Consider the following 23,208-nt stretch of genomic DNA (forward strand, 5'->3'; position numbering starts at 1 on the left):
TCCACCTGGTCTCCGGCGCATTGGGCCTCGCGGCCGGGAACGGGAGTCAGTCCGTGGCGGAGTGGGGCAGTGGCTCGGGGACGGCGGACTGCCTCTTGGCGAGGTACTCCACCATTTGGTCCTCGATGTAGTCGAACCGGCTGCCGGGAACGCCCAGGCCGCGGAAGAGGGTGGTGCAGTAGGCGCGCGACAGGTAATACGCGTCCCACGCGCCGTCGACCTTCACCCACTGATAGGTGTGGTTGTGCATGTTGAGGAACTGCAGAGTGGCCAGTCTGGGATCGAGTGGGCGGAACGAACCGTCGTCCATCGCGGCGACGAGCAGGTCCTCGACCAGCTCCTCGAACTCACGGCGCTGGTCCAGCAGTCGGGCCAGGTTGGCTCCCCGCAGGTTCCGGTAGTCGTGCTCGTAGACCCAGACATGGTCGAGCCGGGCGAGGGTGTTCTCCAGCAGCGTCTGCGAGAGCATGCGCAGCCGCAGCACCGGGTCGACGTCCTCCAGGGCGGCGATCCGGTGGGCGGAGGCCAGCAAGGGGCGCATCACCCGGTCCTGGATCTCGACGAGGAGATTCTCCTTGGAGCCCATGTAGTAGTAGAGCGCGCCCTTGCCGAGACCGGCGACGTCTCCCACCTCGGCGATACCGGTGGCGGCGTAGCCCTTCCTCGCGAACAACGCGGCCGCCTTGTCGATGATCTCCTGACGCCTGATCTCGAAGTCCGGCCCGTGCCCTGGTGATCTTGGCATAGCTCCACATTTTAGGGCCCCCGGAGATCGGTGCGGAGGGGACGGGGATCTTGAAGTCGTCGCGGGTTCAGTACTTGATCATCACGCTCGACATCTCGTCGACGTCGACCTTCAGCGCACTCGCTTCGCCGAACGCCCTCAAGTAGGCACGGATGGGCCCGGCGCCACTTGTTCGGCAGCACGATCCGGACGGAGTGGGACGACCGCACGAGGAGTCGGCGGGTCGTCGGCCGCTGCGGCGCCAGGTGGACGAGTACGTGAGGGATCCCCCCTGACCGCCGAAGACGCGGGGACGCTAGCCTCCGGGGCGTGCCTCCATCACCTCGTCCCCTACCGACGATCACACGGTTCATCGAGGGACGGATCTGCGCCTACGACCTGGCCGGCGACGTCAAGGGCGTGCTGTCGCCGGTCTTGGTCTGCCGACCGTCCCCCGATGACGATGTCGTCGACCACGCCGTTGCCGTCGGCCGTCAGCGCGCCTACTACACGACCCTCCACGCGGCGGTCTGCGTGACGGCGGACGGGACCGAGGTCTGGCGGTCGCGGTTCGAACCACGGTCGGACAGGCCACACGGGCACCGTCCCGGCTGTGTGCTGTCGTCGGACGAACTCATCATGTGGGTCTACCGGCCCGACGCCATGGCGGGCCGCGACCCACACGACCAGTGGGTCGCCCTGGACGCCGCGACCGGGGAGGCCGTCGCACAGGCGGAGCTGCCGACCGTCGGGCACGGCGGGCAGCACCTGCTGCACCCGGCGGGCGACGAGATCCTCCTCGATGTGGGCGAGGGACAGGACGGCTCGGTCGTCTTCCGCGCGTCGCTGACCGGGAGCCGGATGGATCTCGTCGCCTATCCGTGGGACGACCGGTGCCTCATCGCCCTGTCGCCCGACGGACATCAGTTCATGACCGTTCACCACGAGCAGGCCGACGTCGCCCTCCACACCTACCCCGACGGACAGGTGCGGTTCACGCTCTCCGTCGACGCCTTCGGACACGATCCCGACGACGTCTACGTGGAATGGAGCGGCGGCTACCTGGACCCGGACACCGTCGTCGTCGCCCTCGGTGGCGAGACCGAGGACGAGCAGGAGTGGTTCCGGCACTACCGGGTGGATGTGCGCTCCGGCCGGGTCGAAACCGAGTTCGACCCGCACACGGACAATCCCTACGACGTCCATCCCCTCGGCGACGGCACCTGGCTCACCACGGATGCGTCCGGTCACCCGGTCCGCTGGACCAACTCCGTTACCCCGTAAGCGAGTGCGCGGAGTGGATCTTACGAGAGTCTGACGCGGCCTCCCGAGGCCTTCACCCGTCGCCGCACAGCGGCAACTCTGGTCCCGCACACCGGTGGACACCGCCACGGTGAAGGGAAAGCGGCCACCGCGGCGGGACATCCCGGGCACGTGACGAGCGTGCCCGGGGCGCCGTGCAAGAGGCCCCCTAGAGCGGAGCCGAACCGATCCAGCGGCGATACGTGTCCGCATCGACGTTGCCGCCGCACACGATGATGACCACATGGCGGCCGGCGAAGCGGTCACGGTCTTCGAGGACCGCCGCGATGCCGAGCGCGGCCGACGGTTCAACGACTAGGCCGGCGTGGTCGAAGAGCATCCGCATACCGGTGACGATCGACTCCTCTCGGACCAGAACGGCGTCGTCGGCGACCAGGAGGAGGTCGTCCAGGACGGCCGGGATGGGAAACCGGCCGGCGACACCGTCGGCGATGGTGACCGCCGAGTCGGTGTTGACGACCCGCCGCGCGCGCCACGAGAGCGTCAACGCCGGTGCGCCCAGCGGCTGGACGCAGATCACCTCCACCTCGGGCGCCAGGGACTTCAGCACATGGCCCACTCCGGTGGCCAGCGCCCCGCCGCCGAGGGCGATCAGCACGGTGTCGAACGGCCGCGCCGCGTCCACCAGTTCCAGCCCGATGGTCGCCGCGCCGTCGCACGTCTCGATGTCCAGGCTGTCCTCGACCAGCCGCATGCCATCGGAGCGTGCGACGGCCGCCGCCCGCCCGCGGGCCAACTCGTGGTCCCCGTCCACCAGTTGCAGATGAGCGCCCAACGCGCGGATGCGGTCGAGCTTGGCCGCGGTCGCGAAACGGGACGCCACTACGGTGACGTCGATCCCCCGGCCGCGACCGGACCACGCGAGGGCCTGGCCGAGGTTGCCCGCGCTGGCGCACACGACGGCCCGCACGCCACTGTCGGCGAGCCGACTCGCGACGACTTCGGTTCCGCGCGCCTTGAAGCTGCGGACCGGGTTCGCCGTTTCGAGCTTGATGCTCACCGCACACCCGAGGCCGGGCTCCAGCGCCTCGCAGCGGTACAGCGGAGTGTCGAGGAACATCGGGTCGATCACCCGGCGGGCCGCCCTGATCCGAGCCGTGTCGAGGCGTGTCTGCTGCACGACACGGCAGCGTAGCGCCACCCGTGCGGTTCCCGTTCCTGCCGAGCTGTGCGGTGCTCGGCCGGACTCAGGGTTGCGGGCCAATTGCGCATGGGACAAGGCGACTTGATCAGCTGTGCGCGCTGTCTCTCGTACGACGTCCCGTCGCGGAATCAGACGAACTGGCCGCCCGCCGCGCGAAGGTGTCTGCGCAGGATCTTGCCGTTCGCGTTGCGGGGCAGCGCGTCCATCCGCACGACATCGTGCGGGACCTTGTACCAGGACAGCCGGGACCGGGCGAGGGCGATCAGCTCGGCGTCCAAGGCGTCGCCGTCCGCCGCGCCGTCCGGCTCCTTCTCGGGGACGGTCACGACATAGGCGCGCAGACTCGTGTCCCCGGCAGGACGGCGAACCGAGCTGACCGCCGCTTCGAGGACGCGCGGATGGCTCTCCAGAAGCCGTTCGACCTCGCCCGGCACCACATTCTGCCCGCCGATCACCTCGACGTCGTCCAGCCGGCCGTGCACATGGACGACACCGTCGTCATCGATGGACGCCAGATCTCCCGTCGGCCACCAGGTGTTCGTCACTTGATCGGGGCCCCCGCTCCCCCGGACGACGCCCCGGGAGGCGTAGTCGACGTAGACGTGCAGCTCGCCCTGGTGGCCCGCGGGCACCACCTGGCCGTCGGCATCGACGATGCGTATCGGACGGCCGGGGACCGGGGGCCCGACCGCCGAGGGGGTGTCGCACGCGGCGGGCCGGCCCATGGAGATCACGCCGATCTCGGTGGCGCCGTAGTTGTTGATCAGCCGGTTCCCGAGGATCGGCACCAGTTGCTCGCGCAGTCGTGGCGAGAGGACCTCCCCCGCGCTCGACACCTCCCGGAGGCGGCCGAGCGTCTCCGTGTGGCCGGGCGCAAGGAGCATGCGGGCCAGGAAGCTCGGCTGTGCGAAGAGGTTCGTGACCTGGTGCCGGTCGATCAGTTCGATCGCCTCGGCCGGGGTCGCCCGGGCACGCGACAGGACGGCGGTCTGCCCCGTGGCGAGGGTGGTGAGCACCGAGAAGTGCAGTCCGCCCAGGAAGTACATGCGCGACACCGACAGGCCGACGGTCCTGAGGTCGCCGTCCTGCCGGCCAGACGGGCCGACGAAGTTGCTGTGGAGGAAGAAGCACAGCTTCGGAGCACCCGTTGTGCCGGAGGTGAAGACCGCCAGCGCCGGAGCGTCCCCGCCCTCGGCGAAGTCCGGGTCCGGTTCGCCCGCGACCAGTGTCGAGACCTTCACGGCGGGGGCGAAGCCCGGCGCCTCCAGCCGTCCTGCCGTGTCCGGGTCGATCACGGCCAGCGCGGGTTCCACCGTCTCGACGGCCCGCGTCAGGTCCTCCCAACTCATCTGGACGTTGACCGGAACGGCGACAAGACCGGCCTGCAGGGCGCCGAGCACGGACCACACCATGTCCACGCTGTCGGGAAGCGCCAGCAGGACGCGATCGCCCCGGCGCAGTCCCGCCGACCGGTACCCCCGCGCGGCCCGCGCCGCGCCGTCGAAGACCTCGGCGAACGTCCAGGCGCGGTCGTCGGCCAGGAAGGCGATCCGGTCCTCCCACCCTCTGAAATGGGCGAGTCGGGCCAGATCCTGAGCTACGTTCCCGGCCATGGCTACGCACGCCCCTCTCCGGCAGCGGCGGACACCGCGGTCCTGCCGGGGATCTTCGGCGCCTCGTCGAGATGGATCCCGAACCAGGTACCCAGCGCCTGCTTCAGCCCTTCGTCGGTCACGATCCTCTCCCTGGTCCGCTCCCCGCTCCGCTCCACGGTGAGGACTCTGTTCGCGAGTGTGACCCTTCCGTCCTCCCGGGGCCGGACACACATCAGCCGGTTCCTGAAGGGCGATTGGGGGGAGGTTCACTCACGGATCCGACTGATCCAGACCTGTCCGGCCCGACGCTCCGACGACCTCTGGTTGCCCATGCGAACGATTTGGGCCACGCCGGGGACGGGGTCGTGAGCTCCCGGACAGACCCTGATCCGGGCGTGAGAAAGCCGGTCACGGTGACGGCTGCCGTGACCGGCTCGAAGGTCGGCGAGTGGAGAGGACGGTCACATGTTGATCATGTGTCCGGCCAGGCCGTGCACCGCCTCCTTCACCGCCTCGCCCAGGGTCGGGTGGGCGTGGACGTTGCGGGCGACCTCGTGGACGGTGAGGTCCCACTGCTGGGCCAGGGTCAGTTCAGGGAGGAGCTCGGTGACGTCGGGGCCGATGAGGTGGCCGCCGAGGAGTTCGCCGTACTTCGTGTCGCTGATCAGCTTCACGAAGCCGGTGGTGTCACCGAGGCCGTGCGACTTGCCGTTCGCGGTGAATGGGAACTTCGCCACCTTGATGTCGTGGCCCAACTCCCGCGCCTGCGCCTCTGTGTAGCCGAAGCTGGCGATCTGCGGCTGGCAGTAGGTGGCGCGCGGGATCATCGCGTAGTCCAGCTCCATCGTCTCCGCGTCGGCGAGGGTCTCGGCGGCGATCACGCCCATCGCCTCGGCCGCGTGCGCGAGCATCAGCTTCGCGGTGACGTCGCCGATGGCGTACAGGTGCGGGACGGAGGTACGGCACCGGCCGTCGACGTCGATCGCGCCGCGCTCGGTGAGCCGTACGCCCGTGTTCTCCAGGCCGTAGCCGGTGACGTTCGGTGCGAAGCCGATCGCCTGGAGGACCTTGTCGGCCTCCAGGACCTGCTGGGTGCCGTCCTTGTCGGTGACCGTGACGCGGACCTGCGGGCCGGACTCGTCGATCGACTCGACACGCGTGGAGGTGAGGACGTCGATGCCCAACTTGCGGTACTGCTTGGCGAGTTCGGTGGAGACCTCGATGTCTTCGAGGGGCGCGACGCGGTCCAGGAACTCGACGATCGTGACCTTCACGCCGTAGTTGTGCAGCACGTAGGCGAACTCGATGCCGATGGCGCCGGCGCCCGCGATGACGATGGACTGCGGGAGGTCGTCGGCGAGGATCTGCTCCTCGTAGGTCACGACGCGCGAGGTGCGGCGGGTGCCGGGCAGCAGCCTCGGGGTGGCGCCGGTGGCGATGATGCAGTGCTCGAAGGCGATGGTGCGGGTGTCGCCGTCGTATCCGGCCACTTGGAGCGTGTGCGCGTCGAGGAAGGTGCCGCGGCCGTCGATCTCCGTGATCTTGTTCTTCTTCATCAGGTAGTGGACGCCCTTGACCCGGCCGTCCGCGACCCGGCGGCTGCGGCGGAACGCCTCCCCGTAGTCGAAGGAGACCTCCCCCTCGACCTTGATGCCGAAGGTCTTCGCCTCGCGGGTGAAGATGTGCGCCAGTTCGGCGTTGCGAAGCAGTGCCTTGGTCGGGATGCAGCCCACGTTGAGGCAGACGCCGCCCCAGTACCTCTCCTCCACCACCGCGACCCGCTTGCCGAGTTGCGCGGCACGGATGGCGGCGACATAGCCACCCGGGCCCGCGCCGAGTACGACGACGTCGAACCGATCGTCCTGCGTGTTCTGCTGGCTCATCGAAAGATCCTTTACCACGGGGAAGGGCATGGTCGGGCATGCGTCTTCTGGAGATCCTCTAACGGTGTCCAGGATGCCGTGGTCCGTCCTGTCCTGCCGTAACGGGAGGCGGCTCACGCCGCCCTACAGTGGCGCCATGAGCGATCCCACCGAAACACCCGTCACGCCCGTCGAGGCCTTTGAACCCCCGTACTACGTGGCCGTCTTCACCACCGTTCGGACCCAGCAGCAGAGCGGTTACGGCGAGACCAACGCGCGTATGGAAGACCTGGTGAGGGAGATACCCGGGTACCTCGGGATGGACCATGCGCAGACCCCGGGCGGGTTGGGCATCACCGTCGGCTACTTCCGTGACGCCGACGCCCTCGCCGAATGGCGGAACAACACCGAGCACCGCGCGGCGCAGCAGCGCGGTCGGGCCGAGTGGTACGAGAGCTACACGCTGCACGTGGCGAAAGTGGAGCGGAGCCAGGGGTTCACCCGACCGGGGGGTCCGCAGAGCCCGACAGCAAGCTGAGCCGACGGTCGGCGTGCCCACGAGCGCGACTACGAAGTTTTTGCGAACTCGCGGGGACTCCATGAACCGACCCCCACCTGCACGAAGTCCCCTTTGTCCGCTCCTGCTCGACGCCGGTAATCCCGAGTTCACCGAGGTTCTCTTCCTCAGCGTTCTACGCGCGTGGTGTCATGCGCATGCTCACCACCCCCCACGTGGGCATCAACTCGACTAGGAGTCACGCATGTTGAGGACGTTCCTCAGCCGTGCCGGCGTCACCCTGGTGGCCGGCGCCGCCGTCTTCGTCACTGCCGTCCCCGCCGACGCGGCGACCTACACCGCGTTCGCCTTCTCGCAGACCACCAGCGAGCCGACGATCTACGACTTCATAAACTCGGCCACCTCCTCGCTCGACATGACCATGTACGAGCTGGAGGACACCACCGCCGTCAATGACCTGATAGCGCTGGAGAAGAAGGGCGTCACCGTACGGGTGGTCCTCGACAACGCGCACCAGTCCGCCAACAGCTCTGCGTACACGGCGTTGACGAACGCGGGCGTCGGCGTGGTGTGGTCGCCGTCCAGCTTCGTCTACACCCACCAGAAGACGATCACCGTGGACGGTACCAAGTCCCTGATCCTGACCGGCAATCTGACCTCGCAGTACTACACGACAGGTCGCGACTACGGCGTCTTCACCGACGACACCCGTGATGTCGCCGCGATCGAGAAGGTCTTCAACGCCGACTACGCCGGTACCTCGATCACCCCGACCGACGGCGACCACCTGCTCTGGTCCCCCACGGACTCCCGGAGCCGACTGCTCACCGTGATCAACGCGGCCACCACGACGCTCGACGTCGAGGAACTGGAGTTCAGCGACAGCACGGTGGTCAACGCGATCGTGGCCAGGGCGAAGGCGGGCGTGACCGTGCGGGTGGTGCTGGAGACCCCGTCCAGCTACGCCAGCGAGGTGTCCGCTATCAAGGCGGCCGGCGGCACGGTCGTCGGGTACTCCGACCCGAACGGCTTCTACATCCACGCCAAGGCCATGGTCGCCGACTACGGTCTCTCCACCCAGGAGGTGGAGGCGGGCTCGATGAACATCAGCAGCAACTCCCTCTCCAACAACCGGGAGTTGGGCATCATCCTCACCGGCACGGGAGTGGCCCAGTCCGTCGCCACCACCATTGAGACCACCTTCAAGAGCGACTACGCGGGCGGAACCGCCGCCTAGTTCGCACCGGTCGACTCCGAGGACGGGGGCCTCGGGGTCTGCCGGACGGCGCGGAGCGCCAGGGACAGTTCGGTGATGCCGCGGGGGTCGGTCAGTGAGCGGCCGGTTCGTTCGGCGATCCGGCGCAGGCGGGTGCGCACGGTGTTGGGGTGGACGTACAGCACCTTGGCGGCCTCCCCGGCCGAGCCGCCGGAGTCGAACCAGGCCTCCAACGTGTCCAGCAGCAGGGCGCGTTCGTCGGCGGGCAGGGCGTCCCGGGTCCGGTCCGGCAGTTCGCCGAGACCGGTCGCGAAGGCGCTCGCCAACGTGGCGTTCACCGGCAGGTGGGCCCAGGATCCCGGCGGTCCCGTCGGGTGCCAGGCCGCGGGGAGTTCGACGAGCGCGAGCGGGTTGCCGAAGGCTTCCCCGAGGATCCGCTCCCGGACGGCCTGCGGCAGTGCGTCCGCGTGCCGGGCCAGGAGCCGCCGGGCCGAGGGTTCGTCCAGCGCCAGCACGTCCAGTACGGGGACTCCCGGCAGGGTCCGTCCGCCGCGCAGTGCCGCGAGGACCACGATCGGGTTGTCGCTCGCTCTGCGGGCCATGAACGCCAGGACGTCCCGGGTGGGCCCGTCGAGTCTCGTCGTGTCGTCGGCGATCAACACGGTGGGCTGCTCGGCGGCCCTGGCCGTGAGCAGGTTGAACGCGGCCAGGGCGACCCGCGAGGTCTCCGGTGGCGGCCCCGAACCGGCGGCGAAGGCCGCCCGCAGGATCTCGCCCTGCCCCGCCGGCAAGGAGTCCGCCGTGCCGAACATCGGGCGCAGCAGCGTACGCAGACCGCTGAACGGCGTGTCGTCGGCGCCCCCGGTCACCTCCAGGAGTCGCCATCCCGCCGCCCGGGCCCGTTCCGCCACGGCCCGCAGCAGCGCGGACTTGCCGACCCCCGGACCGCCCTGCAGCACCATGGCACCGCCGGCGTCGGGCAGCCTGCCCAGGAGCTCGTGCAGGATCCTCAACTGCGGTCCACGGCCGAGGAGTTCGGCTTCGTTCATGTGCCCTCCAGCCGTCCAGGACACCTCATGTCTTCATCAGCGGGATCGTAGGGTTCTCCCCGGCGGCAGGGCTTGAGTCATCCGACCGCGCCCGGAACTGTACGGCTGCGGCACCCGCCCGCTCGTCCACCGTACGACGGCCGGGCCGGTCACACGTAGCCGCGCCGTTGCACGACGTTCAGGGCCAGGGCGCCCAGCGGGACGTTCAGCCAGAACGTGAGCAGCCGGTAGACGAGCACCGCCGAGGTGGCCGCCCCGGCCGGGACGCCGAGGGCCGTCAGGCCGGCGATGAGTCCGGCCTCCAGCGCCCCCAGCCCGCCGGGCACGGGAGCCGCGTTGGCGATCAGCCGGGCCGCCATGTAGGCGGCACCGACCTGGACGAAGGAGAGGTCGGCGCCCAGTGCGTGCAGGCTCATGGCGAGGCCGACGACCTGGACGAGGGGGAGGCCCAGGGCGCCGACGGTGCCCACGACGATCTTGGCGGGCTAGGTCGCGATCCCCGCGACGGTCGAACCGGCCGCCCGCAGGAACGGCCACACCTTGTCGCCCAGGAAACGCCGGCCCGGCGGGGTGAAGGCGAGCAGTCCGCCGGCGGCGAGCACAAGGGCGAGGGCCCACAGCACGGGGCGGCCCGCGGACAGGTCCAGATGTACTCCGGAGTGACGTCGTCCCGCCGAGGTGAGGAAGACGGCGGCGACCACGGTGTTGGAGAGCGCGCCGGCCAGGCTCTGCAGCCCCACGGAGGCGGTGGCGGCTCCGGTCTCGATCCCCGTCTTCTGGAGGTAGCGCAGGTTGAGCGCCATGCCGCCCACGTTGCTCGGGGTGATCCGGTTGAGGAACGAACTGGCGAACTGCACCTGGTAGGTGGGGCCGAACGGCAGCCGCTCCGGGATGGTGCCCTGTTGCAGGAAGGTCGAGAACGCCTGCGAGAGGAAGGTGATCGGCAACACCGCGAGCACCCACCACCAGTTGGCGTCCCGCAGCGCGTCGACGGCCGCGGGCGCGTTGGCCAACTGCGGGAGTACGAGGTGGAGTACGAGGAACGCGCCTGCGAGCCCCAGGACGCTCTTCCAGGTGAACCGCGCCAGCCGCGCGAGCTGAACTTCCTTCGCGCCAGTGGTCGTTGAGACCTCGACGGTGAGATCACGCAGCAGACTGGGCCGGCCGCCTGCCCGCAGCGTCCGCCGCCCGGCCTTCTCCCGGGCCGCCCGTGTACGGGCCTGGTCGTAGTGGGCGACCGCACTCCGCGCGCGCCCCATGAGCGCGAGCGGCTGCAGGTACGGCAGCACGGTCGCGAGCAGTTCCGGTCCCAGGCCCGCCAGTGCGCACGCGGTGGCGCGCTGCGGCCCGACGCGTATCGCGGTCGTGGCCAGCAACTCCGCGAGATCGCTGCCGAGCACCTCGGACGGGGCGTTGAGCCGGCCGCGCGCGAACGCGGTGAGCCGGCTCCCACCGCCCGGCGTGACGAGAACGTGCTCCGGGCGCAACTCCCCATGTCCCAGCCGGTGTTCCTGGAGGCGGGCCACGGAGTTCCACACCCCTGCGAGGAGAGGATCGGTCAACTCCTCGTCCCGCAGGGCGGACAGGGCACGGGCGTCGTCCGGTGCGGTGGTCACCACCAGCGCACCGCCGCCGACCACCGGATAGGCCATCACCGGTTCGTCGGCCCGGGCGCCGGTGCGGGCCGCGAAGACGAGCATGAGCAGTTCGTGCTCGGCGGCAACGAGGGGGGTCGGGGCGGTCGTGTCGGCGGGGTGGCGCAGCAGGGTCCGCCGGGCGAGCCGGTGGAACAGATCCCGGTTGTGGTCCTCGGCTGCCAGCACCCGCATCGCCAGCCTGGACCCGGAGGAGGTCTCGGCCCGGTAGCGGGTCCCCTCCCCCGGCAGCTGCTCACTCGCGGGCAGCTCATGCAGCGTGGTGACCGAAATCCCGGACGCGGCAAGGGCGTCGGCGACCGCCTGCGCCGTCGGGCGGTCGGCGGGAGCGTCGGCCAGCAGCAGTACGGCCGACCCGGCCGCGCCGCCCATGGCGAGTGCGGCGACGGCGTCCAGCGGCACGATCGCGGCGGCGGCCACGCTCAGCACGGCACAGAAGGAGGCCAGCGCCCACAGCGCCCGCCGTGGGCGCGCCCCCAGCCAGGGCCCCGCCGCGACGACCGCCGCAGCGCAGGCCGCCAGATGCACCGGGACGGCGAGGGACTGCGGGGTGCCCCAGGCGTTGTCGTTGGTGCCGGGCACCGGGATCTGGAGGGTGGTGGCCCCAACGGTCAGGTCGATGACGCGACTTGAGTCGCCGTCCACGTAGTCCAGCTTCAGCAGATACGTGCCGTCCTTCGGCGCGCTGACGTGGGTGAAGGCCACGACCCCGCCGCCGAGGTTGCCGATCTTCTGTCCGCCGTAGCAGGGATAGCTGGTGGCCTCCAGGCTCCAACTGCTCCAGCCCATATAGGGTTTGGCGGCCAGGACGGGCAGGTGACGGAGGAGCGCACCGCCCGCACGGGATCTGCGCCGTACGAATGAAGCGGGTCCTGCTGGACGAGGCACGTGGTTACTCCATCTCGGCGCGAAAAGGCACGGCGGGGCCCAGGAAGGTCCGGAAGTGCCCCTGCACGGTCAGCCGCATGGGGAATTGGTGAGTGGGCGTTCGGATCCGCCCTCGTAGCCGTACGACGACGGCCGGTCGGGGAGGAAACCGGCCGCCACCTGCATCGGTGGACGTCCCATGCACCTGTCGTGAGGTGCCGCGAATGTAGCCAGGATTTTCTTCCAGCGTCAACATATTGCGCCGCGCGAATCATCGACATTCACGGAAAGAATGGAGCCGGATTCAGGAGATGAGCACGGAAGACGGGCGTGGATCCACGCGATCCTTCTTCTATCTTCTTTTCCAATGGAAATGTATGGTCACCGCATGACGCTCGCCGATCAGCCACCCGCGGCATCTCTGCTCTTCCAGACCCTCCTGGCCCATGGCCCGCTCACACGCGCCGAGGTCGGGCGTCGTACCGGTCTGTCGCCCGGCGCGGTCACGAAGGTCGCCACTCCCCTGCTGACCGACGGCTGGATCACCGAGCTGGGCCGCTCCACCGAGCGCACCCAGGGCCGGCCGGCCACGCTCATGGCGGTGCGCGGCGAGCGCGCCCGCTTCGTGGGTGTGAAGATCACCGGTGACGAACTCATCGGTGTACTGGCCGACTTGACCGCACGGACACTGGCCACCGCGCGGTCCGCGCTCGGTTCGCGTGACGTCGGCACGGTCGTCCTGGCCGTCGCCCGGCTTGTCGAGGAGTTGAACGCGAAGGCGAGACCGTTCGCACCGGGTGCCCTGCACAGCATCGGCGTCACGATCTCCGGGGACGTCGACGGCCACACCGGGACCGTCCAGTACTCCCCCTTCCTCAACTGGCGCCGCGTACCCCTCGCCCAACTGGTCCGTACGGCAACGGAGTTGCCGACGGTCATCGAGAACGACGTCCGTGCCCTGACCGTCGCGGAGCAGTGGTTCGGCGTGGGGGCCGGGTTGTCGTCCTTCGCCCTGGTCACCGTCGGCGCGGGCATCGGCTGCGGCATCTCCATCGGCGGCCGGGTCGTCTCCGGTGCCCACGGTGTCTCGGGCGAGGTCGGCCACCTTCCCGTGGGCGGCACCGACCGGGTGTGCACCTGCGGCAACACCGGCTGCGTCGAAGCCGTCGCCTCCACCCAGGCCATCACCGAGCAGGCCCGCCAGGCGACAGGCGACCCGGAGCTGACGATGGACGGCGCGGTCCGCCTGGCCCACGCGGGCAACGCCGCCGTCCGCGCCGTCTTCACCCGGGCCGGTCACGCCCTGGGCCTGGCCATCGCCTCCGTCGCCAACCTCATCGGCCCCGAACGGATCATCATCTCCGGTGAGGGCGTGGCCACTTACGACCTGTACGAGGACCAGATCCGCGCCACCTTCGCGGCCCGTGCCTTCGGAGCGGCGGTCGACTGCGACCTCGTCGTCAGGCCCCTCCCCTTCGAGGAATGGGCCCGCGGTGGCGCCGCCATAGCCGCCCAGCACGTCTTCGCCCCCGCCAAGTAGCCAGCGCCGCAAGCGAGTTGGCCCCTCCCCGAAAGCGCAGTCCCTGGGCGCCGTGCTCAAGTCCGGGACGAGTCCGCTCAACGACGTCGTCGACTACGCGGAGCCGGTCACCGCGCCGGGCCTCACCTTCATGGACACTCCCGGCTACGACCCGGTGTCGGCCACCGGGATGGTCGCGGGCGGCGCCAACCTGCTCGCCTTCACGACCGGACGCGGCTCGTTGTTCGGCTCCCGTCCCGTGCCGTCGCTGAAGATCAGCACCACCAGCGAACTGTACGAGCGGATGCGCGGCGACATCGACTTCGACGCCGGACCCGCCATGAGCCACACCGATCAAGTCGCTTACGGCACCGCCCTGTTCGAGGCTCTGGTGGACATGGCCTCCGGTGCGGAGAGCAAGTCCGAGGCGCTGGGCTTCGGGACGGAGGAGATCGTCCCCTGGCGCATGGGAGCGGTCCTGTGACGCTCAGCCGCGCTCTCGGTACAGGTCGCGCAGCATGGCGATCTCGGCTCCGTGGTGCAGTACTTCCTGGTTGACCCACCACACGATGTCGATGAGCGGCTCCTCCGCGTCGCTGCCGTGCGGATAGGTGCAGTACCCGACGGTGTCGAGCGCCGTGTCGTCGACGCTCAGCACCGCCTTCCGCCAGGCGCCCGCACCGGCGTCGAAAGCCTCGACGGCACCGACCGCATCGCCGCTGACGGGGTGGTCGTCGCGGGTCAGTGTGCGGCTGCCGGCCGTGTGGTCGGCGCGCAGGGTCAGCATCTCTGTGAGGTGGCTCAGGCGCCAGGCGAGGGTAGTGAAGGGCGGCGGCCAGGGGTGCGGGTAGGCGGCTGCGTCACGGCCCCAATCACCCTGTCCCGCCAGGAGAGTTGCCCGCGCTCCGGGGCCGTCCGCGCGCCGCCGCACCGACCAGCAGCCGGGCACCGGTTCCCAGAAGTACTCCTCGTCCGTGATGGGCCCGACCCGGGTGTCCGTCCCGTCACCGCTGTCCGTGACGGGCCCTGTCATACGGCCGGACAGGCGCTCGCACGCGAAGTCGAACTGGTCGAGCAGCGGAGCCAGACGGGGTGGGATCACTGGGCACTCCTGGGGGCGAGCCGGTCGGTCGTCGACCCGGCAACCTAACAGCGTTCCCGCCGAGCCACCCGTCAATTACTGGCTGCGGGCGCGCAGTCGGCGCAGCATGCGCGGGTCCTCGAAGCCGACGGAGCGGGCGGCGGTGTCGATCGTGGTGCCGTGCCTGATGAGGTGCTCGGCGCGTTCGAGGCGGAGGGTCTGCTGGTAGCGCAGCGGGGTGAGTCCGGTGGCCCGGGTGAAGAGGCGGGTGAGGGTGCGTTCGCTGACGCCGACGGCCGAGGCGAGGGCGGGCAGGGGCAGTGCTTCGTCGAAACGGGTGTCGATGAGGTCCTGGGCGCGGTGCACGGTGTCGTCCAGGTGGGAGCGGTGCCGGAGCATCGCGCTGGTCTGCGGTTCGTGGCCGTTGCGGCGGGCGTAGACGACCATGTCCCGGGCGATCTGGGCGGCCACGGCGGGGCCGTGCCGGGTGGCGATCAGGTGCAGGGCGAGGTCGATGCCGCTGGCGATGCCTGCCGAGGTGATGACCCGGTCGTCGGTGGTGAACAGGACGTCCCGGACGACGGTCGCCTTCGGGTGGCGCAGGGCGAGTTCGTCCTGCACGTCGTGGTGGGTGGTGCAGTGGCGGCCGTCGAGAAGTCCGGCCCGGCCCAGCGCGTCGGCTCCGGCGCAGACGCTGGCCACCGTTCCGCCGCGGGCGTGGTGGTCCCGTAGGGCCCGCAGGGGTGTGGGGCCGATGGCGGGCCCCTGGGCGAGCCGGAGCGCACGCCAGCCGGGCACCACGATCAGGTCCTCGAGGCCGAGCTCGGGCCAGTCGAGCCGGGCCGCCAGGGGCAGCCCCTGGGCGCTGGTGACCTGGGGCTGCTCGGCGACGTAGGAGAGCGTGTAGGGGTGCCCGAAGTCGGCCGCCGTGGAGAAGACCTGCGCGGGGCCTGCCAGGTCCAGCAGATGGACTCCGGGTACCAGGAAGAAGACGACGTGGCTCACGATCCGGTCATCATGCCTGATGTGCCGCGGCGGCTTCCAGTTCGGCGACCGTCGCGATGGTGGCGAAGCGGCCGGCGAGGGCGTACTCGGTGCGCCGGATGATCTCGTCGGCGGGGAGGGTGCGGGGGTCGGCCAGGAGTTCGGCGACGGTCTGGTCGGCGGGGGCGTCGCGGTGCGCGATGGGGTTGGTGGCGGTCGCGTCGGTGACGAAGGTGACCTGGTAGCCGAAGTCGCTCGCAACCCGGGTGGTGGTCTCGACGCACTGTTCGGTGCGGATACCGCAGACGGTGAGCTCGCGGACGCCGTGCTCGGTGAGGATCTGCTGCAGGTTGGTGGTGGTGAAGGCATTGTGCGAGGTCTTGTGGATGAGCGGCTCGCCCTCGGCGCGCTCCAGTCCGTCGATGAGGCGGACGTGGCCGAGGGCCGGGTCGAAGACGTCGCCGCTGCCGGGCTCGGAGTGCAGTACCCACACCACCAGGTCGCCGGCCCGGCGGGCGAGCTGCACCAGGCGGTCGGCCTGCTCGGCGATCTTCGGGTCGGAGATGGTCTCCCAGAGCGGGCGGGCGCGGAAGGATTCCTGGACATCGATGACGATCAGTGCTCGGGTCATGTCCCAAGAATGCGCCGTGCGGGTGGGGCGGCGACAGGCCGCATCGGGTCCGGGTCCGGACCGATTCGGTCACCCGGCAGAGGGCCTGTCGCCGTTCCGCCGGCTACCTCAGTTCGACGAGCAGGTCGCCGCCCTCCACCTGCTGGATGCGGTTGATCGCGAGGCGCGAGACCCGGCCGGACCTGGGAGCGGTGATCGCCGCCTCCATCTTCATGGCCTCGATGGTGGCGACGGTGACTCCGGCCTCCACCTCGTCGCCCTCCTCGACCGCGAGGGTGACCACGCCCGCGAACGGGGCTGCCACATGGCCGGAGTTGGTGCGGTCGGCCTTCTCGGTGACGGGGATGTCGGAGGCGGCGGCGGTGTCCCGTACCTGGATCGGCCGGAGTTGGCCGTTCAGCGTGGACATCACCGTACGCAGCCCGCGCTCGTCGGCCTCGCCGACGGCCTCCAGCTCGATGAGGAGACGGACGCCCGGTTCCAGGTCGACCGTGTACTCCTTGCCGGGGCGGATGCCGTAGAAGAAGTCCTTGCTGTCCAGGACGCTGGTGTCGCCGTAGGTCTGGCGGTGCGTCTCGTACTCCCGGGTCGGGCCGGGGAACAGCAGGCGGTTGAGGGTGGCGCGGCGGTCCTTGTCGAGGGCCGTGCGGTCCTCGGGGGTCAGGTCCTGTACGGGCTTGGGGGCGGCGCGGCCCTGGAGTGCCTTGGTGCGGAACGGCTCGGGCCAGCCGCCGGGCGGGGTGCCCAACTCGCCGCGCAGGAAGCCGATTACCGAGTCGGGGATGTCGTACCGGTCGGGAGACGCCTCGAAGTCGGCGGGACTGACTCCGGCGCCGACCAGGTGCAGGGCGAGGTCGCCGACAACCTTCGACGACGGGGTGACCTTCACCAGGTGGCCGAGGATGCGGTCGGCGGCGGCGTACATCGCCTCGATGTCCTCGAAGCGGTCGCCGAGGCCGAGCGCGATGGCCTGGGTGCGCAGGTTGGAGAGCTGGCCGCCGGGGATCTCGTGGTGGTAGACACGGCCGGTGGGCGAGGCGAGGCCCGCCTCGAAGGGGGCGTAGATCTTGCGGACGCTCTCCCAGTACGGCTCCAGGTCGCCAATGGCCTGGAGATCGAGGCCTGTTGGGCGGTCGGAGTAGTCGGTGGCGGCGACGATCGCCGACAGTGACGGCTGCGAGGTGGTGCCCGCCATGGAGGCCACCGCGCCGTCGACGGCGTCCGCGCCGGCCTGGATCGCGGCGAGGTAGGTGGCGAGCTGGCCGCCCGCCGTGTCGTGGGTGTGCAGGTGGACCGGCAGGCCGAACTCGCGGCGCAGCGCTGAGACAAGGGTCGCGGCGGCGGGTGCGCGCAACAGACCCGCCATGTCCTTCACCGCGAGGACGTGGGCGCCCGCCTCGACGATCTGCTCGGCCAGGCGGAGGTAGTAATCGAGCGTGTAGAGGCGCTCGCCCGGGTCGGACAGGTCCGAGGTGTAGCAGAGGGCAACCTCGGCGATCGAGGTTCCGGTCGCCCGTACGGCGTCGATGGCCGGGCGCATCTGGCCCACGTCGTTGAGCGCGTCGAAGATGCGGAAGATGTCGATGCCGGTGGCGGCGGCCTCCTGCACGAAGGCGTCGGTCACCTGGGTCGGATACGGCGTGTAGCCCACGGTGTTGCGCCCGCGCAGCAGCATCTGGAGGCAGATGTTGGGGACGGCCTCGCGCAGAGCGGCCAGCCGGTCCCACGGGTCCTCGGCGAGGAAGCGGAGCGCCACGTCGTAGGTGGCACCGCCCCAGCACTCCAGGGAGAGCAGTTGCGGCACGGTGTGTGCGACCACCGGGGCGACCGCGAGGAGGTCCTTGGTGCGGACGCGGGTTGCCAGGAGCGACTGGTGGGCGTCGCGGAAGGTGGTGTCGGTGACGCCGATCGTCGGTGATTCGCGAAGGTGGCGGGCGAAGCCCTCGGGGCCGAGTTCGGCGAGCAACTGCCGTGATCCGGACGGGGGTTCACCGGTGGGGACCGGCGGCAGCTTGGTGGTGGGGTCGATCAGGTCGGGGCGTTCGCCGTGCGGCTTGTTGACCGTGACATCGGCGAGGTAGGTGAGCAACTTGGTGCCGCGGTCGGCGGAGTGACGGGCCGTCAGCAGGTGCGGGCGCTGCTCGATGAACGACGTGTTGATCCGTCCGGCCTGGAAGTCCGGGTCGTCCAGTACCGCTTGCAGGAACGGGATGTTGGTGGCCACGCCGCGGATGCGGAACTCGGCGACGGCACGCCGGGCGCGGTTGACGGCGGTGGTGAAGTCCCGTCCCCGGCAGGTGAGTTTGACCAGCATGGAGTCGAAGTGCGCGCTGATGTCCGTACCGGCGTGGGTGGTTCCGCCGTCGAGACGGATACCGGAGCCGCCGGGCGAGCGATAGGCGCTGATGCGGCCGGTGTCGGGGCGGAAGCCGTTGGCGGGGTCCTCGGTGGTGATACGGCACTGGAGGGCCGCACCGTGCAGGGTGACCGTCTCCTGCGAGAGGCCGAGGTCGGCGAGGGTCTCCCCGGAGGCGATCCTCAACTGCGCCTGGACGAGGTCGACATCGGTGACCTCCTCGGTCACCGTGTGCTCGACCTGGATGCGCGGGTTCATCTCGATGAAGACGTGCTTGCCGTGCGGGTCGAGGAGGAACTCGACGGTGCCCGCGTTGCGGTAGCCGATCTCGCGGGCGAAGCGGACGGCGTCGGCGCAGATGCGGTCGCGCAGTTCGGGGTCGAGGTTGGGCGCGGGGGCCAGCTCGACGACCTTCTGATGGCGGCGCTGGAGTGAGCAGTCGCGCTCGAAGAGGTGGATGACGTTGCCCTCGCCGTCGGCGAGGATCTGCACCTCGATGTGGCGGGGGTCGACGACGGCCTTCTCCAGGAACACGGTGGCGTCGCCGAACGCGGACATGGCCTCGCGGGCCGCCGCCTCGATGGACTCGCGCAGGGTCGCGGGGTCCTCGACCCGGCGCATACCGCGTCCGCCGCCACCGGCGACCGCCTTCACGAAGACCGGGAAGCCGATCTCCTCGGCGGCGCGCACCAGTTCGTCGACGTCGGTGGAGGGCTCCGAGGAGCCGAGCACCGGCACGCCGGCCGCGCGGGCGGCGGCGATCGCCGTGGCCTTGTTGCCGGTCATCTCCAGGATGTGGGCACTGGGACCGACGAAGGTGATGCCCGCCTCCTCGCAGGCGCGGGCGAGTTCGGGGTTCTCGGAGAGGAACCCGTAGCCCGGGTACACCGCGTCGGCGCCCGCCCGCCGGGCCGCGCGGACGATCTCGTCGACCGAGAGATAGGCGCGGACCGGATGCCCGGGCTGACCGATCTCGTAGGCCTCGTCGGCCTTGAGCCGGTGCAGCGAATTGCGGTCCTCGTGGGGGAAGACCGCGACGGTTCGCGCGCCCAGCTCATAGCCGGCGCGGAACGCCCTAATCGCGATCTCTCCACGGTTGGCGACCAGCACCTTGCGGAACATTCCCGATCCCTTCAGCCTGCCGGTGACGTGCACCATGGTGTCGGCGTCACCCCTATAACGCCATGTGAGCCGGGACACTAGTCGCAAACGTGTCGCGCGACGCGCTCCAACGGGCCGACGGTAAAGAAATCGTATGGTCTAGTCCAAAGCGAGCTTTGGTCCAGTCCAATCCATTGACGTGACCGCGACAGCGCCAGAAGCTGGGAGCCTCCCCCACTCCCACCGGAGGCACAACGTGACACGTCTTCGCGCATGTCTCGGCGCGGCAGCCGCCGTGACGCTCGCCGCCGCGGGCACGACCGCGCTGATCGCGACCACCGCCCAGGGCGCGACCAACGCGGCCACCGCGCTCAGCAACCGCTGGTACGCCGCGGCTCCCTACCTGATGCCGACGGACAACAACCCGCCCGACGCCGGCACCATCATGGACGCCACCGGCCTCAAGGCCTTCCAGCTCGCCTTCGTCCTCGCCCCCAACGGCGGCGGCTGCACCCCCACTTGGGGAGGCACCTCACCGGTCTCCTCGGACACCGCCGTCCAGTCGGTCATCAACACGATCCGCGCCAAGGGCGGCGACGTCTCCGTCTCCATCGGCGGCTACGGCGGCACCAAGCTCGGCCAGGCCTGCTCCGACCCCGCCTCGACCGCCGCGGCCTACCAGCAGGTCATCACCAAGTACGGCCTGCACGCGATCGACTTCGACCTGGAGGAGCCGGAGTACGAGAACACCGCGGCCATCCACAACGAGATCGGCGCGGCCAAGATCCTCCAGCAGAACAACTCGGGACTGTACGTCTCCGTCACCACGGCCGGTACGGCGGACGGCACCGGCTGGTTCGGCAAGCAGATGCTGCTGGAGGCGAAGTCGCAGGGGTTCACCCCGAACAACTTCTCCATCATGCCGTTCGACGGCGGCTTCAACGGCGCGGCCTCCCAGACCAGCGCGCTCACCAACTTCAACTCCATCCTGCAGTCAACGTTCGGCTGGGACCAGGCGACCGCGTACGCCCACGAGGGCTTCTCGGGCATGAACGGGCGCAGCGACACCGGCGAGTACTTCACCCAGGCCGACTTCCAGACGGTCCTGAACTACGCCACCAGCCACAACATGGACCGCTTCACGTTCTGGTCCCTCAACCGCGACCGTCAGTGCAGCCCGGTCGACAACGGCGGGACCACGTCAGGGACTTGCTCCAGCGTGGCGCAGAACGCGTGGGACTTCGCCAAGTACTCGGTCCAGTTCGCGGGCGTGACCCCGCCGACCTCGACACCGACCCCGACTCCCACACCGACCCCCGGCACGTGCAAGACGGCGTGGAGTTCCACGGCCGTCTACACGCAGGGCAACGAGGTGTCGTACGGCAACCACAACTGGGTGGCCAAGTGGTGGACCCAGAACGAGGTGCCCGGTGCCTCCCAGTGGGGCCCCTGGCAGGACGAGGGCTCCTGCTGATCCGGCGGGATCAGTAGGACATGGGCTGCGACGTCGACTACGCCTTGAGCAGGGCGTACTCGGCGTCGCTGTCCGAGGTCCGAAGTCCGAAGTCCGCCGCTAGCGAAGGATGTTGACCGCCCGCGCGACGACCAGGACGACGATCGACACGGAGACCGAGGACTGGCCCATCATCAGCATCTTGGCCCAGCGCGAGAGCGGCATCACGTCGGTCGGGCTGAAGGCCGTGGAGTTGGTGAAGGACAGGTACAGGTAGTCCAGGAACGCCGGTTCCCAGTCCGGTGGCGCGGTCTCCGGGCTCTGCATCTGGACGAAGAGGAAGTCGGCGTACCGGTGGTCGCCCATGACCCGCGCCATGGGCCCGCCCCGATCCCACTCCCAGTACCAGAGCGCGAACACGATGACGTTCGTCAGCCAGATGCCCCCGCCGGTCAGCAGGAGCGGTCCGGCGTCCAGGCCCTCGGTGCCCCTGACCAGGCCCACCACCAGCCGGGCCGCCGCCCAGCTGTTGGCCAGGCTGATGACCCCCGTCAGGACCAGACTCGGCCAGCGCAGCCACCGCGTCCCGGGCACGATCCGCCGGGGATTGGCGACGAACAGACCGACCATCAGGGCGAGTTCCAGGGCCGGCAGCAGCCAGTACGGCTGGAAGGCGAGCCGGTGCGGCAGCATCAGCTGGAGGGCGACCGCCACCAGGATGACGGCCGACACCGCCCACCGCGTCTCGCCCTGCGTCACCTGGCGCCACGCGGGCACCACATCGCGGCTGCCGTCCTCCAGCAGCCGCTCGATCCTGGCCAGGCGGCTCGCGGGGTCGTCTCTGTCGTCCGTCATGACACCGATTGTCCCCGGTCAGGGGTCGGTCGCCCGACGCGCCCCGCCCTGGGGGCCCCGGCCGGTCGTGGTCAGCCCTTCAACTGTCCGCCAGACGCCCCAACATCCCCGCGACCAGCGCGGTCTGCCCGGGCACCGTGTCCGGATAGATGAACTCCCCCTGCGCATGCGCCCCGTCGCCGACCGCGCCCATGCCGCACAGCACCGGCAGGCCGAGCGCGGCGACGAAGTTGGCATCGCTGGCGCCGCCGACGGCGGTGTCGCGCAGGGGGGCGCGGCCCTGTTCGCGGGCGACCGTCCGAGCGAGGTCGAGCAGCGGGGCGGAGGCCGCGTTGAGGGTCATGGGCGGCCGGTTCCAGGCGTGGTCGATCTCGATGCGGACGCGCGGGTCGCTGACCTTGATGGCGTCCAACTCGGCGTCGACCCGGTCCTGTTCGGCCGCGCTGCTCACCCGGATGTCGACACCGGCGGTCGCCTGCCCGGCGACTACGTTGATGGCCGAACCGCCCCTGATGAGACCGGTGTTGATGGTGGTGCCCTTGTCCGGGGCGGCCACGGCCGCGGCGGCGACCACGAACTCGGACAGCGCGGTGATCGCGCTCGCCCCGTCCTGCGGTGCGAGCCCCGCATGGGACTCGACGCCGGTGGCCGTGACCTGGAAGATCCCGGTGCCCTTGCGGGCGGTCTTCACCGCGCCGTGGGCACTCGGCTCCAGGACGAGCGTGACGTCCGCCTTCCGCGCGACCTCCTCGATCACCGGCCGCGAGGACAGCGAACCGATCTCCTCGTCGCCGTTGAAGAGGAAGGTGACGGTGGGCAGGGGCAAACCGCTCTCCCGGGCCAGCTTCAGGGCCCAAATGCCCTGTGCCAGACCGGTCTTCATGTCGAAGATGCCCGGTCCGCTCAACCGGGGCCGCCCGTCCTCGGGCGCCCCGGGCTGCTCCCATCCGGCGAGGGTTCCGGTCGGCCACACGGTGTCGTAGTGGCCGATGAGCGCCACATGGCCGGCGCCGGAACCTGCGTAGGTCAGGGTGAGGGTGTCGCCGTACGCGCCGCCGGGACGGCGCTGCTCGTGGTCGGGGCGGCCGAGCCGCTCCACGGTCAGCTCGCGCAGCAGGTCGAGGCCGGTCGCGAGGCGGGGAAGGTCGTAGCTGCCGGTCTCGTGGCGGACGAGGGTCAGGATGTCGTCGACGATCCGCGACTTGGCGTCGTGTGCGCGGGTGGTGAGGGCGGCGGCGGGTGCGGGTGAGGCGGTCATTGTCTGCTTTCGTTTCCG

The 23,208-nt window shown here is 70.1% G+C and carries 17 protein-coding genes and 2 pseudogenes; 6 read left to right on the forward strand and 13 right to left on the reverse strand.

The window, feature by feature from the left end; genetic code table 11:
* Nucleotides 1-46: 46 nt before the first annotated feature.
* The gene (locus OC490_RS25220) at nt 47-745 is read right to left on the reverse strand and encodes a TetR/AcrR family transcriptional regulator (RefSeq protein ID WP_262060268.1); all 699 of its coding nucleotides are present in this window, start codon (nt 743-745) and stop codon (nt 47-49) included.
* 309 nt (nt 746-1,054) lie between these two features.
* Here OC490_RS25220 and OC490_RS25225 point away from each other — a divergent pair, with 309 nt between their 5' ends.
* Nucleotides 1,055-2,008: a hypothetical protein gene (locus OC490_RS25225; protein WP_262060269.1), complete on the forward strand. Its 954-nt coding sequence runs from the start codon at nt 1,055-1,057 to the stop codon at nt 2,006-2,008.
* Between the two features lie 187 nt (nt 2,009-2,195).
* On the opposite strand, the gene OC490_RS25230 is transcribed toward OC490_RS25225, so the two are convergent.
* The 4 genes and pseudogenes from OC490_RS25230 to lpdA all read right to left on the reverse strand — a co-directional run bounded on the left by OC490_RS25230 (nt 2,196) and on the right by lpdA (nt 6,669).
* Nucleotides 2,196-3,167: a threonine/serine dehydratase gene (locus OC490_RS25230; protein ID WP_262060270.1), complete on the reverse strand. Its 972-nt coding sequence runs from the start codon at nt 3,165-3,167 to the stop codon at nt 2,196-2,198.
* A 152-nt stretch (nt 3,168-3,319) separates the two neighbouring features.
* On the reverse strand, nt 3,320-4,804 hold the full coding sequence (locus tag OC490_RS25235) for a class I adenylate-forming enzyme family protein (protein WP_262060271.1): 1,485 nt from the start codon (nt 4,802-4,804) through the stop codon (nt 3,320-3,322).
* 2 nt (nt 4,805-4,806) lie between these two features.
* Nucleotides 4,807-5,040: pseudogene (locus tag OC490_RS25240) on the reverse strand (arylamine N-acetyltransferase); the annotation flags it as partial.
* 207 nt (nt 5,041-5,247) lie between these two features.
* Complete coding sequence (lpdA, locus tag OC490_RS25245; RefSeq protein ID WP_262060272.1) at nt 5,248-6,669, reverse strand: dihydrolipoyl dehydrogenase; 1,422 nt, start codon at nt 6,667-6,669, stop codon at nt 5,248-5,250.
* A gap of 136 nt (nt 6,670-6,805) precedes the next feature.
* On the opposite strand from lpdA, the gene OC490_RS25250 reads away from it, so the two are divergent.
* Both OC490_RS25250 and OC490_RS25255 read left to right on the forward strand, forming a co-directional pair.
* The gene (locus OC490_RS25250) at nt 6,806-7,186 is read left to right on the forward strand and encodes an antibiotic biosynthesis monooxygenase family protein (protein ID WP_262060273.1); all 381 of its coding nucleotides are present in this window, start codon (nt 6,806-6,808) and stop codon (nt 7,184-7,186) included.
* 223 nt (nt 7,187-7,409) lie between these two features.
* The gene (locus OC490_RS25255; RefSeq protein WP_262060274.1) at nt 7,410-8,402 is read left to right on the forward strand and encodes a phospholipase D-like domain-containing protein; all 993 of its coding nucleotides are present in this window, start codon (nt 7,410-7,412) and stop codon (nt 8,400-8,402) included.
* Here OC490_RS25255 and OC490_RS49385 read toward each other — a convergent pair.
* Nucleotides 8,399-9,430, reverse strand: coding sequence for a helix-turn-helix domain-containing protein (locus tag OC490_RS49385; RefSeq protein ID WP_315986700.1), 1,032 nt, complete (start codon nt 9,428-9,430; stop codon nt 8,399-8,401). The two genes, OC490_RS25255 and OC490_RS49385, sit on opposite strands and share 4 nt — an antisense overlap.
* A 149-nt stretch (nt 9,431-9,579) precedes the next feature.
* Nucleotides 9,580-11,874, reverse strand: a pseudogene (locus OC490_RS49395) (flippase-like domain-containing protein).
* A 466-nt stretch (nt 11,875-12,340) separates the two neighbouring features.
* Here OC490_RS49395 and OC490_RS25275 point away from each other — a divergent pair.
* Both OC490_RS25275 and OC490_RS25280 read left to right on the forward strand, forming a co-directional pair.
* On the forward strand, nt 12,341-13,492 hold the full coding sequence (locus OC490_RS25275) for an ROK family transcriptional regulator (protein ID WP_262060275.1): 1,152 nt from the start codon (nt 12,341-12,343) through the stop codon (nt 13,490-13,492).
* Nucleotides 13,493-13,535: 43 nt separating this feature from the next.
* Nucleotides 13,536-13,955, forward strand: coding sequence for a UxaA family hydrolase (locus tag OC490_RS25280; protein WP_262060302.1), 420 nt, complete (start codon nt 13,536-13,538; stop codon nt 13,953-13,955).
* Between the two features lie 3 nt (nt 13,956-13,958).
* On the opposite strand, the gene OC490_RS25285 is transcribed toward OC490_RS25280, so the two are convergent.
* From OC490_RS25285 to OC490_RS25300, 4 genes are all read right to left on the reverse strand, one after another.
* Nucleotides 13,959-14,573 carry a DinB family protein gene (locus OC490_RS25285; protein WP_262060276.1) on the reverse strand — a complete coding sequence of 205 codons (615 nt, stop codon included), beginning with the start codon at nt 14,571-14,573 and terminating at the stop codon, nt 13,959-13,961.
* Between the two features lie 75 nt (nt 14,574-14,648).
* Nucleotides 14,649-15,557 carry a GlxA family transcriptional regulator gene (locus OC490_RS25290; RefSeq protein WP_262060277.1) on the reverse strand — a complete coding sequence of 303 codons (909 nt, stop codon included), beginning with the start codon at nt 15,555-15,557 and terminating at the stop codon, nt 14,649-14,651.
* A 10-nt stretch (nt 15,558-15,567) separates the two neighbouring features.
* Nucleotides 15,568-16,167, reverse strand: coding sequence for an isochorismatase family protein (locus tag OC490_RS25295; RefSeq protein WP_262060278.1), 600 nt, complete (start codon nt 16,165-16,167; stop codon nt 15,568-15,570).
* Between the two features lie 103 nt (nt 16,168-16,270).
* Entirely contained in the window at nt 16,271-19,645 is a 3,375-nt protein-coding gene (locus OC490_RS25300; protein ID WP_262060279.1) for a pyruvate carboxylase, read from the reverse strand.
* Between the two features lie 235 nt (nt 19,646-19,880).
* Here OC490_RS25300 and OC490_RS25305 point away from each other — a divergent pair, with 235 nt between their 5' ends.
* Nucleotides 19,881-21,098: a chitinase gene (locus OC490_RS25305; RefSeq protein ID WP_262060280.1), complete on the forward strand. Its 1,218-nt coding sequence runs from the start codon at nt 19,881-19,883 to the stop codon at nt 21,096-21,098.
* A gap of 99 nt (nt 21,099-21,197) precedes the next feature.
* On the opposite strand, the gene OC490_RS25310 is transcribed toward OC490_RS25305, so the two are convergent.
* Both OC490_RS25310 and OC490_RS25315 read right to left on the reverse strand, forming a co-directional pair.
* Nucleotides 21,198-21,932, reverse strand: coding sequence for a DUF1345 domain-containing protein (locus OC490_RS25310; RefSeq protein ID WP_262060281.1), 735 nt, complete (start codon nt 21,930-21,932; stop codon nt 21,198-21,200).
* A gap of 79 nt (nt 21,933-22,011) precedes the next feature.
* Nucleotides 22,012-23,190 (reverse strand): M20 family metallopeptidase, encoded by a 1,179-nt coding sequence (locus OC490_RS25315; protein WP_262060282.1) that lies wholly within the window; start codon nt 23,188-23,190, stop codon nt 22,012-22,014.
* Nucleotides 23,191-23,208 lie beyond the last annotated feature (18 nt).

The sequence above is a fragment of the Streptomyces sp. STR69 genome, assembly GCF_024519455.1.
GTDB lineage: Bacteria > Actinomycetota > Actinomycetes > Streptomycetales > Streptomycetaceae > Streptomyces.

Excerpts from the sequence above, each read along its gene's own strand:
- OC490_RS25220 (WP_262060268.1), bottom strand. The coding sequence starts at position 745 with ATGCCAAGATCACCAGGGCACGGGCCGGACTTCGAGATCAGGCGTCAG.
- OC490_RS25235 (WP_262060271.1), bottom strand. The coding sequence starts at position 4,804 with ATGGCCGGGAACGTAGCTCAGGATCTGGCCCGACTCGCCCATTTCAGA.
- lpdA (WP_262060272.1), bottom strand. The coding sequence starts at position 6,669 with ATGAGCCAGCAGAACACGCAGGACGATCGGTTCGACGTCGTCGTACTC.
- OC490_RS25250 (WP_262060273.1), top strand. The coding sequence starts at position 6,806 with ATGAGCGATCCCACCGAAACACCCGTCACGCCCGTCGAGGCCTTTGAA.
- OC490_RS25255 (WP_262060274.1), top strand. The coding sequence starts at position 7,410 with ATGTTGAGGACGTTCCTCAGCCGTGCCGGCGTCACCCTGGTGGCCGGC.
- OC490_RS49385 (WP_315986700.1), bottom strand. The coding sequence starts at position 9,430 with ATGAACGAAGCCGAACTCCTCGGCCGTGGACCGCAGTTGAGGATCCTG.
- OC490_RS25275 (WP_262060275.1), top strand. The coding sequence starts at position 12,341 with ATGACGCTCGCCGATCAGCCACCCGCGGCATCTCTGCTCTTCCAGACC.
- OC490_RS25295 (WP_262060278.1), bottom strand. The coding sequence starts at position 16,167 with ATGACCCGAGCACTGATCGTCATCGATGTCCAGGAATCCTTCCGCGCC.
- OC490_RS25300 (WP_262060279.1), bottom strand. The coding sequence starts at position 19,645 with ATGTTCCGCAAGGTGCTGGTCGCCAACCGTGGAGAGATCGCGATTAGG.
- OC490_RS25310 (WP_262060281.1), bottom strand. The coding sequence starts at position 21,932 with ATGACGGACGACAGAGACGACCCCGCGAGCCGCCTGGCCAGGATCGAG.
- OC490_RS25315 (WP_262060282.1), bottom strand. The coding sequence starts at position 23,190 with ATGACCGCCTCACCCGCACCCGCCGCCGCCCTCACCACCCGCGCACAC.